Source organism: Micromonospora sp. AMSO12t, assembly GCF_008806585.1.
GTDB lineage: Bacteria > Actinomycetota > Actinomycetes > Mycobacteriales > Micromonosporaceae > Micromonospora > Micromonospora reichwaldensis.
The window spans coordinates 1-12,109 of the sequence record NZ_WAAS01000202.1; the positions used below are offsets into that span (position 1 = coordinate 1).

Here is a 12,109-nt window from a genome sequence, read left to right on the forward strand (position 1 = left end):
GCCCCCACCTCGATCACCCGTGCCGGTCCGACGGCACGGGTGATCGAGGTGGGGGCATTCTGCCGCCAGCGGGCGACAGTTACGGCGCCGGCGACCGGCGTGGGCCCCCAGCGCCGGCGGTTCGGGTGCCGGGCGCCGTGTGTGGCGCGACGCGGACGGTTGTCGGTGGGCGGCGATAGCGTGCTCCACGTCGGAGACAACCTCTTCCCCACCGGAGTGAACCATGACCCTCGACCGCGAGAAGCCGCTGCTCAGGGTGGTGCTGACGGACGTCAACGCGAATGTGGTGCAGGCGTGGCGTGCGGCGTTCGCCGACACCCCCGAGGTCGAGATCCACAAGGGGTCGATCCTCACCCGGCCGGCCGACGCCTGGGTCAGCCCGACCAACTCGCGGGGGCGGATGGACGGCGGCGTCGACGCGGTCGTCAAGCGGCACCTCGGGGCGGGGATCCAACTGCGCGTCCAACGGGCGATCCGCGACCAGTTCGGCGCGGCGATGCCGGTGGGCAGCGCCGTCTGCGTGCCGTCGGGGGCCACCAACCCCAGGTTCCTGATCTCGACCCCGACCATGGAGCAGTCGGCGCAGGACGTCAGCGAGACGCTGAACGTGGCGCTGGCCTGCGCCGCCGCGTTCCAGGCCATCCACACGCAGAACGAGAGGGAGCCGGGCAGCATCGCGTCGGTGGCGCTGGTCGGCATGGGCGCGGCGACCGGCCGGGTGCCGGCGCGGGTCTGCGCCAACCTGATGTGGACCGGCTACACGCTGTTCAACGACTACCACTTCCGCGACTACGACGACCTGCGGAGGACCATCCGCACGCAGCTCGACGACATCGACAGCCGCCCGGAGGAGGAGCGTGTGCGGGTGACGGTGCCGACGGTGGCCGGCGCCCGCCGTTCACGGGGCTGACGCGTCCCGGCGGCGGGGCGAGCGCCCGCGGCGTGCCCGCTGCGGTGGGCCGGCCTCCCGCCCCGACGGTTCCGGGCGTTCGACGCGGGTGGGGTCGCCGCGGACGAGTTCGTCGTGGATGCGCCATCGGGCCGTGTCGGCGGCGCGCTCGGCGGTCTGGTCGTCGCGTGCGATCCGCTGTCGCAGCAGCTGGATGGCGAGGCGCCGGTTGAGGCTGAACTGCCGTTCGGTGTCGACCACCACGACGATGCCCGACGGGCGGTGGGTCGCCCGCACCGCCGTGCTGACCTTGTTCCGGTGCTGGCCGCCGGGGCCCCCGGTACGGCAGGCCACGATGTCGACGTCCGCCTCCGCGAACGCCGTGGTCGGGCTGTCGAGCTGGCACGGTCGGGCGACGACGTACCAGTTCTTCCGGCCGGTGCTCGCCCGGTAGGGGCTGGGGGCCTGCCAGCACAGGGTGCCGGTCCACGAGGCGGCGAACGCCTCGGCGTCGTCGCCGGAGATCCGGATCAGTGCCGACCGGTAGGTGTCGGGCCGTTCGCCGGGCACGGTGCGGACCCGGTGGGTCGTCAGGCCCCGCCGGGCGGCCTCGGTCTCCAGGCGGTGCAGCAGCCGGGCCAGCGCCCAGGCGCACTCCTGCGGGCCACGCCCGGCGGACACGAGCAGGTGCAGGCTCATCGCCGGCCCCGCTTGCGGCGGTCGTCGCCGCGGTCGGACCGGGTGGTGGACCCGGCGTCGGGCGTCTTGTAGGTGACCAGGGGGACCGTGGTGGCCACGGGCGTGGCCAGGTCGTGGTCGACGAGATCCGTGATCACGCGTTCGATGCGCTTGTAGGCCGTGGGCGCCTCCTCGAAGAGCAGTTGGCGGTCGCCGCACACCACCAGCGACCCCACCGGGGTGCGCCGCAGTTCCTCGACGGTGTGCTTGGCCCGGCTGCGCCGCAGGGCGTCGGCGCGGGACATCTTGCGGCCCGCGCCGTGCGCCACCGAGTGGTTGGCGTCCGGGCCGGCGTGGGCGGCCACGAGGTAGGAGGCGGTGCCCCGGGTGCCGGCGACGAGCACGTCGCGGCCGTCGCCCGGCGCCGCGCCCTTGCGGTGCAGGTAGACCCCGTCGTGGACCTCCACCAGGTTGTGGCACTGGTCGACGACGGGCTCGGTGGGCTCGGCCCCCAGGGCGTGGGCGACCCGGGCGGCCAGCAGCCGCCGGTTGAGCGAGCCCCACCGTACGGCGTCGTCGTGCGCCGCCAGGTAGGCGGCGGGATCAGGGGCGGGGCCCGCGCCGTGGGCCTCGGTGTGCACCCGCAGGATCCGCTCGCCCAGCCCCCGGGAGCCGGTGTGGACGATGAGCACGAGGTCGCCCGCGTCGAGCCCGAGCCGGCTCGCGTGGCCCGGCTCGAAGACCGTGTCGACGCGCGCCAGCTCGACGAAGTGGTTGCCGCGACCGACCGTCCCGAGCCCGTCGACGTGGCCGGCGGGAATGTCGCCCGCCACGACGGCCCAGGCGGGGTCGTCGGCGTCCCGCCCGGGGTCGAGGGGGCGGTCGAGGTCGGGGAACCGGGCGGCGAGCCGCTCCGGCACGGCACGTTTGAGCCGGATGGGGAACACGGCGATGCCGCAGCCGATGTCGGAGCCCACCAGGAACGGGTACAGCACGGTCGACGCCATGGCGGCGCCGATGGGGGCACCCTTGCCCGGGTGCAGGTCCGGCATGGCGGCGACGTGGATCATGCCGGGAAGGGCGGCCACCTGCTGGCACTGCGTCAGGGCCTCGGACTCGATCCAGCTCGTGGGGGAGGCGAACACGGTGACGGTGGCGGGGGCGGACTGCGGCAGGGACTGGTGCGGAGACAAGGACGCTCGCTTCTCGCTAAGACGGCATGGACGCGCGGCACCACGACACCGGTCGGTGCCGCGCGCTTCGGCGAGGGGGATGCTGCCCGTCAGAACGTCATGGACGACACTGTTGCGGAGCCGACCGGGTGCGGCAACCGACTTTCCGCCGCGCCGGCGACCTGTTCGACGCCCTGCCAGGGGTTCCGCCTCATGGCCGTGGGTCGTCGCCGCCGGCCCCGCTGCGCCGTCGGCTGTGGCCGGCGTCGGCGCGGTGCGGGCCTGCCGCCGGACCGTTCTCAGTCGGGGACGCCTCCCGCCCGGTCGAGATGGCGGAAGAGGTGCAGCAGGTGGCCGTCCGGGTCCGCGATGGTGAACTGCCGGTATCCCCACTCGGTGTCTCGCGGCGGTTCGACGACGGTCACGTCCCGCCGGGCGTACGCGGCGTGCAGCGCGTCGGGATCCGTGACCATGACGAAGCACTCCGCCGGGGTGAACGCCCCCGGACTTCGCCGCAGGTAGATGTTGACCTCGGCGACCTCGCCCCGGAACACCGAGGCGAACTCCTCGCCCATCCGGCCGCCGAGGGTGAAGCCCAGCGTGTCGACGTAGCAGCGGACCGACGCCGACACGTCGCGCACGGGCAGCGTCGGAATGATCTTGTGGAATTCGGTGTCGGCGTCGGCCATCAGGGCTCCTCCGGTGGGCGGACGGTCAGGGGGCGGGCAGGGCGCCGAGGCGGTGCAGCAGCTGCCGGCCCAGCGGCAGGCGCTTGTCGGCGTCGCCGTCCGTGTGGACGTCCACGTTGAGTGCGAAGCAATACAGCCGGTCGCCGCGCTCGACCCAGCCGACCCACCATCCCGTGCCCGGGTCGGTGGCGTCCGTCCAGCCGGTCTTGCCGTGGAGGGCGTACTCGGCGGTGCGCTCCAGGCGCAGGATGTCCCGGACGGTGGCCTGGTGCCCCCGGCCGGCCGGCAGCTCGCCCCGGACCAGCCGGGCCAGCCACCGCGCCTGCTCGTCGGCCGAGATCTCCAGCGGCCCGTCCAACCAGAACCGGTCCACGGCCGGCCCGACCTGGCCGTTGCCGTAGCCGAGCCGGTGCAGCCACTCCCGCTCCCGGTCCGGCCCGATGCGGCGGGCCAGCTCCTGGAACACCGGCACGTTGGAGACCCGGACCGCGTCGCGCAGCCCCATGTCCCGCTCCCAGGCGGCGACGCGCTGCGGCCGACCGCCGTAGGGGACCTTCTCCCGCTCGTCGCGCACCACGCCGGTCTCCAGCGCGATCAGGCTGTGCGCGATCTTGAACGTCGAGCCGGGGACGAAGCGCCGCTCGGCCCGCGCCCGGTCGACCATGACGACGCGCCCGGCCGTCACGTCGTACATCACGAAGGTGCCCCGGAGGCCGGCCTGCCGGAACAGGCCCGCCAGGTCGTCGCGGACCTCGACCGCCGGCGCGGTCGGCGTGGGGGACGGACCCGTCGCGGCGGTGGCGGACGCGGCGCCGGCCGGCGGCGGCTGCGGACGCCCGCTGCCGGTGCAACCGGTCGCGCCGGCCAGCAGGAGCAGGACGACGGCCGCGGCGCCCGCGACCGGCCGCCGGGTGCCCGCGACCCGCCGCCGGGCGCCCGCGCGGACCGCCGTCGGTCGCGCGGGCAGGGACCGCGTCCGTGCCTCGAAGACCATCGCCACCGCCTCTGTCCGTGCCGGCGCAGACGCCCCAGTCAAGCACGTCCCGGGGGTACGGCATCGCCCCGTCGGTCGGCTCACGGCTCCGCCGTCGCGCCGATCACGGCGGCCACGTCGGGCGGCAGCGGGTAGGGGCGCTCCGGGGGCAGCAGCGCCCCGGCGGCGGTGTCGTCGCCGGCGTCGAGCGCCGCGCGCACCGCGTGGGCGGTCGGGGTCACGTCGGTGAGACCGACCAGCCACTCGTCGACGTACCGGCGCACCGCCTCGCCGGAGAGCCCCACCTGTAGGGACCGGTGCGGCAGCGGGGCCAGGCGCAGCGACCGTTCCGGGTCCCACTGCACCCGCACCGGGCTGGCCCGCAGCCGTCGCGACCAGTCCTCCCGGTCCTGGTGGCGGTCGCGCTCGAAGCTGCTCAGGCACGAGTTGGTCAGCGCCCACTCGAAGCCGGCGCGGGTGATCTCGACGGCCAGCACCCGCTCCTGCCCGGGCTTCGTGCCCCAGCCGCAGCGGTACATCATCCAGCGGAACGACGGCTTGATCCAGGTCATCCGTTCCCGCTTGAACGGCGGCACGAAGCGGCCGGCGGCCAGCGCCGGGCGGGCGATCTCCGGCGGGTACGCCTGGTACACGGTCACGGTGTCGGCGGTGAAGCGGGCGCGAACCTGGTGGACGGGGACCTGCATGGCGCCGATCCTGGCCGATCGTCCGGGTCCGGTCCATCGGATTGTCCCGCCCGGGCCGGCGGCCCCGGTGGGGGATAGGCTGCCGGTCGTGGCAGGTCTTCTCAGGAGTGTGGCGGCCCGTATCGGCGGGGTGATCCCGTCGCCGCGCCGGCCCGGGCCGGGCCCGGCGCAGGTCGCCCGCCCCCGCCAGGTCGCGGCGTTGCAGCGTCGGCAGTTGGCGTACGCCCCGGAGCTCGACGGGCACGCCGATCCGGGCGAGATCGTCTGGACCTGGGTGCAGTACGAGGACGACCCGCGTCAGGGCAAGGACCGCCCCGTGCTGGTGGTGGGCCGGCACAGCCGGACGCTGTTCGGGCTGATGCTGTCCAGTCAGAGCGAGCGGGACGGGCAGCGGCACTGGCTGGCGCTCGGTCCGGGCGAGTGGGACCGGGACAACCGGCCGAGCTGGGTGCGGCTGGACCGGGTGCTGACCATGCGGGAGGACGGCATCCGCCGGGAGGGCGCCGTGTTGGACCGGGCCCGTTTCGACCGGGTCGGGCAGGCCCTGCGCGCCGGCTACGGCTGGCGCTGACCCGTCAGGCCGGCTCGCGGCTCGGGCCGATCCCGGCGTCGCGGGTGTCCGGCGGCGGGTACGGCTGCTCGGCCAGCAGCCGGGCCAGGTGCGCGCTGTTGAGCGCCAACGCCTTGGTGGTGCGTCCCGTGGTCTCGGGCTTGGGCCGGGCGTCGATGTAGTCCACCTTGTGCAGCGCCTCGCCGACCCAATAGGTGGCGCCCGCCGCGGGGCAGGTGAAGCCGACCTCGTTGAGGGCCTGCTGGACCTCGCCGATGGTGTGGTGCGCGCCGTCCTCGTTGCCGACGACCGCGACCCCGCCCACCTTGCCGTAGGTGAGCAGCCGGCCCTCGGCGTCGGTCTCGGAGAGTTCGGCGTCGAGCCGTTCGAGGACCATCTTGCACACGGCGGACGGCTGACCGAGCCAGATCGGCGTGGCGATGACGAGGATCTGCGCGGCCATCAGCCTGGACCGGATGACCGGCCAGCCGTCGCCGTCGCCCTCGTCGGTGGAGACGCCGAAGCGCACGTCGTGGTCGACGACCCGGATCAGGTCGCCCGCCACGCCCTGGTCGGCGAGGGCGTCGAGCACCTCGCGCCCGAGCACCTCGGCGCTCGACGGGGCGGGGGACCGCTTGAGGGTGCAGTTCAGGACCAGGGCCCGGATGCTCGTCACGGTGTTCCTCCCTCGGCCGGTGCGCGCTGACCCTGCCGGCATACCCGGCAACCGGCGCGAGACACGTCGAAACGCGTCGTGTCCCGACCGGCGGTCCGCTGGCGTGGGCCTGTGGGCTCAGCACTCCGCCAGGTGGGCGCTGTCGACGAGTTGCCGGGGCGGGCGGGCCACTCCGAGGCTCTTGGCCCGGTACATGGCGGCGTCGGCCCGGTCGAGTGCCTCGGTGAGCTGCGCGGGCCCGGTGACGGGGGCGAGCCCGACGGAGGCGGTCACCCGGACGCTGAGCCCGCCCAGCGGGATCGGCGCGGCGAGGCTGTCGCAGAGCCGCCGGGTGGCGTGCTCGATCCACCGCCGGTCGATCGTGGGGCTGGCCAGCAGCCCGGCGAACTCGTCGCCGCCGAGCCGGGCGACCAGGTTGTCTCCGGCGAAGGCGGCGAGCCGTTGGGCGACGCTGACCAGCACCTGGTCGCCGGCGGCGTGGCCGTAGCTGTCGTTGATCTGCTTGAAGTCGTCGAGGTCGAGCACCACGGCGATCAGCGGCTGCCCGGCCGCGTCGGTGAGCAGCGTGGCGGCCAGGCGGTAGAACGCGCGGCGGTTGGGCAGGCCCGTCAGGGGGTCGTGGCTGGCGGCGTGCCGCTCGGCGGCGAGCTCGGCCTGGAGGTGCCTGATCTCGACCTCGGCCTGGATCGCGCGGCGCCGCAGCTGCCAGGAGGTGACGAGTGCCCCGGCGGCACAGATGCCGGACGCGATGGTCAACGGATCCGGCACGAGACCTCCCATCAGCACGTTGCCGCCGGCCCCCGCGCGCGGCGGTCCGCGCCCGCGTGTCGGGCCCCGTCCGTCCTGGTGGCAGCCCCAGGTCGGTGACTCAGAGTGAACAGATGGGCACTGTCCACGTGCGTTATCATGCTCGCTGTCCGGTGCAGATGCAATAGCAGATGCACGTGCAGGAAGCCCTTCGTCGATATCGTGCCCCCTCATCAGGCACCGCTGCCCGGCATCGCGGGGCTCGCGAGAGAAAGACGTCCATGCAGCAGCCTCCGAACGGCGTTCCCACCACCCAGCTGCCCCCGCTCGCCTGGCAGAAGAGCCGCCGGAGCAATCCCAGCGGCAACTGCGTCGAGCTGGCCGAACTGCCCGGCGGCGCCGGCATCGCCCTGCGCAACTCCCGGTACCCGGAGGGGCCGGCGTTGATCTACACGGTGGACGAGATCGCCGCCTTCGTGCTCGGCGCGCGCGACGGGGACTTCGACAACCTGATCGCCTGACCGCGCCCCGGCGACCGGGGCGAATTGTCCGCACCGAAGAAGTTCACCTCACTCACGGTTCATGGCATGCTTACCCGTCGGCCGCGCTAGGGCATCTGGTCGGCACGAACCGGCATGTGGAGGTCGGCTGTGACGATGGGTCCCGCCGAGGGCGGTCCGGGGACCGGCCCGACCGTGCTGCGCATGCTGCTCGGCGCCCAACTGCGCCGGCTGCGCGAGTCCAGCGGGGTGACCCGGGAGGGCGCCGGCTGGGAGATCCGCGCCTCCGAGTCGAAGATCAGCCGGATGGAGCTGGGCCGGGTCGGCTTCAAGGAACGCGACGTCGCGGACCTGCTCACCCTCTACGGCGTCACCGCGTCCGAGGAGCGGGAGGCGCTGCTCAAGCTCGCCCGCGACGCCAACAGCCCGGGCTGGTGGCACCGTTACGGCGACGTGCTGCCGAACTGGTTCCAGTCGTACCTCGGGCTGGAGGCGGCCGCCGCGCTCATCCGCAGCTACGAGGTCCAGTTCGTCCCCGGCCTGCTCCAGACCCGGGAGTACGCCCGGGCGGTGGTGCTGCTCGGGCACGGTCGGGCCGCACCGGCGGAGATCGAGCGTCGGGTCGCACTGCGCATGCAGCGCCAGCGGTTGCTGCACCGCGAGAACCCGCCGCAGCTCTGGGCGGTGGTGGACGAGGCCGCGCTGCGCCGGCCGATCGGCGGCCCGCGGGTGATGCGCGAGCAGGTGGCGGCGTTGATCGAGGCCACCAAGTCGCCGAACATCCGGCTCCAGGTCATCCCGTTCGCCGCCGGTGGGCACGCCGCCGCGGGCGGGGCCTTCACCATCCTGCGCTTCGGTGACCGGGAACTACCCGACATCGTCTACATCGAACAGCTCACCAGCGCGCTCTACCTCGACAAGCGCGACGACCTCGACTACTACGCGGTCGCAATGGAACGGCTCTGCGTGGAGGCCGAGCCGCCGGAGCGTACGCCGGAGATCCTCGGCGCGATCCTGGACGACCTCTACCCGGGGTGACCCCGGCGGGGCCTCGCCCGGACAGCGGTGCGGCTACCATGGTCGCCGACCGGCGACAGTGGACGGACGCCCCCGGTCGCGGGTGGCGCAGAGTCGTGGAGGCTGCCTTGACCACCGATGCCCCGGGTACGACGACCGGCCCCGCCCACCCGAGCGACCGCATCGACACCTCGGTGGCCCACCCCGCGCGCCGGTACAACTACTGGCTCGGCGGCAAGGACAACTTCCAGGCCGACCGGGACTCCGGCGACATGGTGGCGGCGTCCTTCCCGACCATCCGCACCGCCGCGCTGGAGAACCGCCGTTTCCTCCAGCGGGCCGTGCGGCACCTCGCCCGGGAGGAGGGCATCCGCCAGTTCCTCGACATCGGCACCGGCATTCCGACCGCCGACAACACCCACGAGGTCGCGCAGGCGATCGCCCCCGAGTCGCGGGTGGTCTACGTCGACAACGACCCGATCGTGCTCGCGCACGCCCGAGCGCTGCTGACCAGCTCGCCCGAGGGCGCCACCGCCTACATCGACGCCGACCTGCGCGACCCGGAGCGGATCCTGCGCCACCCCGACCTGCTGCGCACCATCGACCTGTCCCGGCCGGTCGCCCTGATGCTGGTCGCGATCCTGCACTTCGTCGGCGACGACGACGACCCGTACGCCGTGGTCACACGGCTGCTCGACGCGCTGCCGCCGGGCAGCTACCTGGCGGCCTCGCACGCCACCCACGACTACCTCCCCCCGCACGTGGCGCAGGAGGCGAAGGCGGCGGCCCGGGGCGGCAGCCCGCACGGCCTGATCAATCTGCGTACCCGGGCCGAGTTCACCCGGTTCTTCGACGGGCTGGAGCTGTTGGAGCCCGGCGTCACGTCGGTCGCCGAGTGGCGTGCCGAGGACGCGCCGCAGCCCCGCCCGGCGGCGGCCGAGGTCAGCATGTACGGCGCGGTGGCCCGCAAGGGCTGACCGCACACCTGCGCGCCCGCCGGCCCGGACCACCACGGTCCGGGCCGGCGCTGCTGCTGCGCGGGGTCACCCTCGACGTCGCCCTGTGCTGCCGCGCGGAGTCGCACTCGACGTCGCCCCCGCACTCGACGTCACCGTGGCCGGGCGGCGTGGTGGGCCGCGTCGGTGTTCCTGTCGCGTGCGGTCCCGAGCCGGATCGCCGCCTGTGGCGTTGACGAGGGCGGCCCGCTCCGCCTAGTCTCTGTATCGATCCAGTCTGAATCGATGCAGAGAGGGGCACGGTGAAGCCGACCCTGCAAGCAGTCGCGGACGCCGTCGGCGTGTCCCGCAGCACCGTCTCCAACGCCTACAGCCGACCCGACCAGCTCTCCGCCGCCCTGCGCCAGCGGATCCTGGACGCCGCCCGGCAGCTCGGCTACCCCGGCCCCAACCCCACCGCCCGGTCGCTGCGGCGCGGGTACGTGGGCGCCATCGGAGTGCTCTTCGAGTCGCGGCTGTCGTACGCCTTCACCGACCCCTTCGCGGTCCGCTTCCTGGCCGGCGTCGCCGAGGCGGCCGAGCGGCACGGCACCAGCCTGCTGCTCGTGCCGCTGCCGCCCGACGAGCCCGCCGCGCGGCGGGCCGTGGAGAACGCCGCCGTCGACGGCTTCTGCGTCTACTGCGTCGGCGACGAGGGCTGGGTCGTCGACGTGCTCCGCGAGCGCGGCCTGCCCGTCGTCACGACCGCCCCCCGCGACGACGCCGGCCCCGACGACCGCTACGTCGGCATCGACGAGCGGGCCGCCGCCCGGGCCGTCGCCGCCCACGTGGCGGGGCTCGGGCACCGGCGGGTCGCCCTGCTCGGCGACGCCGTGCGCCCCGGCGCGGCGCCGGGCGAACTGCGCCTCGCCGACGTGGCCGACGTCGCCCACCCGACGACCCGGGCGCGGCTGGCCGGGTTCGCCGACGCCTTCGCCGAGGTCGGCGTCGCCTGGTCCGAGCTGACCGTGCTCGCCGCCACCGACAACAGCCGGTCGGCGGGCGCCACGGCCGTCGCCGCCGCCCTCGCCGCTCCCGAACCGCCCACGGCGGTACTGGCCTGCGCGGACGTGCTCGCCCTCGGCGTCCTCGACGCGCTCGCCGAGGCCGGCCGGCCGCCCGTGTCGGTCACCGGCTTCGACGACATCGCCGAGGCCGCCACCGCCGGCCTCACCACCGTGCGGCAACCAGCCGAGGAGAAGGGGCGCATCGCCGCCCGGCTCCTGCTCGACCCGCCCGCCGACCCGGCGGCCGGCCACGTCCTGCTACCCACCGCACTCGTCGTCCGGTCCTCCACCGGACCCGTCCCAGGGAGCTGACCATGGAACAGCCCACCGGCTTCGTCCTCGCCGTCGACGCGGTGACCCGACACGTCAACTCCGCCCGGCCGGACGCCCCCGTCCGCCCGGAGCGGCCCCGCGTCGCGCGACTCGCACCCACCCGGCTGGCCGCCGCCGGCGTCCTGCGCCGGCTCGCCGACCGCATCCAGCCGCCGCCGGTCGCCGCCGCGCCGCGCTGCTCCTGACCGTCGCTGCGGGCCGGTCGCCCGCCGCAGCCGCTGCTCCTGACCATCGGTGCGGGCCGGTCGTCGCCGCCCGAACCGCGACGACCGGCCCGCAACCGGGCACCGCGCTGGTGGCCGACCCCGCCGGCAGGGCAGACTGAACGGCTATGTCGCCGTTCTCGCCCACCCTGCGGTTGCACGACCGCTACGTCCTGCGCGAGCGCATCGGCCTCGGCGGGATGTCCGAGGTGTGGCGCGCCGACGACGAGGTGCTGCACCGGCCCGTCGCCGTCAAGGCCCTCACCCGGGAGTTCGCCACCGACCCGCAACTGCGGGCCACCATCCAGCGCGAGGCCCGCGCCGCCGCGCGGCTGACCCACCCGCACGTCACCCAGGTGTACGACTACGGCGAGGCGGCCCTGGACGGCGGCATCGTCGTCCCGTACCTGGTAATGGAGTTGGTGCAGGGGCGCAACCTCGCCGACCGGCTCGCCGCCGGGCCGCTGCCCTGGCCGGAGGCGGTGCGGATGGCCGGCCAGATCGCCGCGGCGCTCGCCGCCGCCCACCGCATCGGCGTGGTGCACCGCGACGTCAAGCCCGGCAACGTGATGCTCACCGAGACCGGCGCCAAGGTGCTCGACTTCGGCATCGCCGCGCTCGCCGGGCCGCACCACCCGCGGGCGGGACAGACCGGCGAACTGCTGATGGGCACGCCCGCGTACTTCGCCCCGGAGCGGATGCGGCCCGGGCCGCCGAACCCGGCCAGCGACGTCTACGCCCTCGGCGCGCTGCTCTACCGCACCCTCACCGGCCGGGCCCCACTGCCCGTGCAGACCTGGGAGGACGCGCTGGAGGTGCACGCCGGGCACCCGCCGGTGCCGCCCCCGCGGGTCCCCGGGCTGCCGCCCGACATCGCCGAGCTGACCCTGGCCTGCCTGGCCACCGATCCGGCGCGCCGGCCGGGCGCGGCCCAGCTCGCCGCCCGCTTCGCCGCCGGGGCGTCGGCCCACCC

The 12,109-nt window shown here is 74.7% G+C and carries 15 protein-coding genes; 8 read left to right on the forward strand and 7 right to left on the reverse strand.

Features of this window, described 5'->3' with window-relative positions; translation table 11 throughout:
- Nucleotides 1-223: 223 nt before the first annotated feature.
- Nucleotides 224-910, forward strand: a complete 687-nt coding sequence (locus F6X68_RS23915; RefSeq protein WP_151456388.1) for a macro domain-containing protein — start codon at nucleotides 224-226, stop codon at nucleotides 908-910.
- On the opposite strand, the gene prfH is transcribed toward F6X68_RS23915, so the two are convergent.
- The 5 genes from prfH to F6X68_RS23940 form a co-directional block, all read right to left on the reverse strand.
- The gene (gene prfH / locus F6X68_RS23920) at nucleotides 899-1,588 is read right to left on the reverse strand and encodes a peptide chain release factor H (protein ID WP_151456389.1); all 690 of its coding nucleotides are present in this window, start codon (nucleotides 1,586-1,588) and stop codon (nucleotides 899-901) included. The genes F6X68_RS23915 and prfH overlap by 12 nt on opposite strands.
- The gene (locus F6X68_RS23925) at nucleotides 1,585-2,760 is read right to left on the reverse strand and encodes an RNA ligase RtcB family protein (protein WP_151456390.1); all 1,176 of its coding nucleotides are present in this window, start codon (nucleotides 2,758-2,760) and stop codon (nucleotides 1,585-1,587) included. The genes prfH and F6X68_RS23925 overlap by 4 nt, the downstream gene beginning before the upstream one ends.
- 278 nt (nucleotides 2,761-3,038) lie before the next feature.
- Complete coding sequence (locus tag F6X68_RS23930) at nucleotides 3,039-3,428, reverse strand: VOC family protein (RefSeq protein WP_151456391.1); 390 nt, start codon at nucleotides 3,426-3,428, stop codon at nucleotides 3,039-3,041.
- Between the two features lie 25 nt (nucleotides 3,429-3,453).
- Nucleotides 3,454-4,422 (reverse strand): class D beta-lactamase, encoded by a 969-nt coding sequence (blaOXA, locus tag F6X68_RS23935; protein ID WP_151456392.1) that lies wholly within the window; start codon nucleotides 4,420-4,422, stop codon nucleotides 3,454-3,456.
- Between the two features lie 80 nt (nucleotides 4,423-4,502).
- The gene (locus tag F6X68_RS23940) at nucleotides 4,503-5,108 is read right to left on the reverse strand and encodes a DUF4291 domain-containing protein (protein WP_151456393.1); all 606 of its coding nucleotides are present in this window, start codon (nucleotides 5,106-5,108) and stop codon (nucleotides 4,503-4,505) included.
- 88 nt (nucleotides 5,109-5,196) lie between these two features.
- Here F6X68_RS23940 and F6X68_RS23945 point away from each other — a divergent pair, with 88 nt between their 5' ends.
- Nucleotides 5,197-5,679: a type II toxin-antitoxin system PemK/MazF family toxin gene (locus F6X68_RS23945; RefSeq protein ID WP_151456394.1), complete on the forward strand. Its 483-nt coding sequence runs from the start codon at nucleotides 5,197-5,199 to the stop codon at nucleotides 5,677-5,679.
- Nucleotides 5,680-5,683: 4 nt separating this feature from the next.
- On the opposite strand, the gene F6X68_RS23950 is transcribed toward F6X68_RS23945, so the two are convergent.
- Both F6X68_RS23950 and F6X68_RS23955 read right to left on the reverse strand, forming a co-directional pair.
- Nucleotides 5,684-6,334, reverse strand: coding sequence for a flavodoxin family protein (locus F6X68_RS23950; protein ID WP_151456395.1), 651 nt, complete (start codon nucleotides 6,332-6,334; stop codon nucleotides 5,684-5,686).
- Nucleotides 6,335-6,451: 117 nt separating this feature from the next.
- The gene (locus tag F6X68_RS23955) at nucleotides 6,452-7,102 is read right to left on the reverse strand and encodes a GGDEF domain-containing protein (RefSeq protein ID WP_151456396.1); all 651 of its coding nucleotides are present in this window, start codon (nucleotides 7,100-7,102) and stop codon (nucleotides 6,452-6,454) included.
- Between the two features lie 260 nt (nucleotides 7,103-7,362).
- On the opposite strand from F6X68_RS23955, the gene F6X68_RS23960 reads away from it, so the two are divergent.
- The 6 genes from F6X68_RS23960 to F6X68_RS23985 form a co-directional block, all read left to right on the forward strand.
- The gene (locus F6X68_RS23960; RefSeq protein ID WP_151456397.1) at nucleotides 7,363-7,602 is read left to right on the forward strand and encodes a DUF397 domain-containing protein; all 240 of its coding nucleotides are present in this window, start codon (nucleotides 7,363-7,365) and stop codon (nucleotides 7,600-7,602) included.
- 135 nt (nucleotides 7,603-7,737) lie between these two features.
- Entirely contained in the window at nucleotides 7,738-8,619 is an 882-nt protein-coding gene (locus F6X68_RS23965; protein WP_151456401.1) for a helix-turn-helix transcriptional regulator, read from the forward strand.
- Between the two features lie 107 nt (nucleotides 8,620-8,726).
- Nucleotides 8,727-9,575, forward strand: coding sequence for an SAM-dependent methyltransferase (locus F6X68_RS23970; protein ID WP_151456398.1), 849 nt, complete (start codon nucleotides 8,727-8,729; stop codon nucleotides 9,573-9,575).
- 281 nt (nucleotides 9,576-9,856) lie between these two features.
- Entirely contained in the window at nucleotides 9,857-10,912 is a 1,056-nt protein-coding gene (locus F6X68_RS23975; RefSeq protein ID WP_151456399.1) for a LacI family DNA-binding transcriptional regulator, read from the forward strand.
- A gap of 2 nt (nucleotides 10,913-10,914) precedes the next feature.
- Nucleotides 10,915-11,118, forward strand: a complete 204-nt coding sequence (locus tag F6X68_RS23980; RefSeq protein WP_121397865.1) for a hypothetical protein — start codon at nucleotides 10,915-10,917, stop codon at nucleotides 11,116-11,118.
- A gap of 146 nt (nucleotides 11,119-11,264) precedes the next feature.
- Nucleotides 11,265-12,109 (forward strand): serine/threonine-protein kinase (locus tag F6X68_RS23985; protein WP_151456400.1); only part of this gene is annotated, 845 nt, incomplete at its 3' end.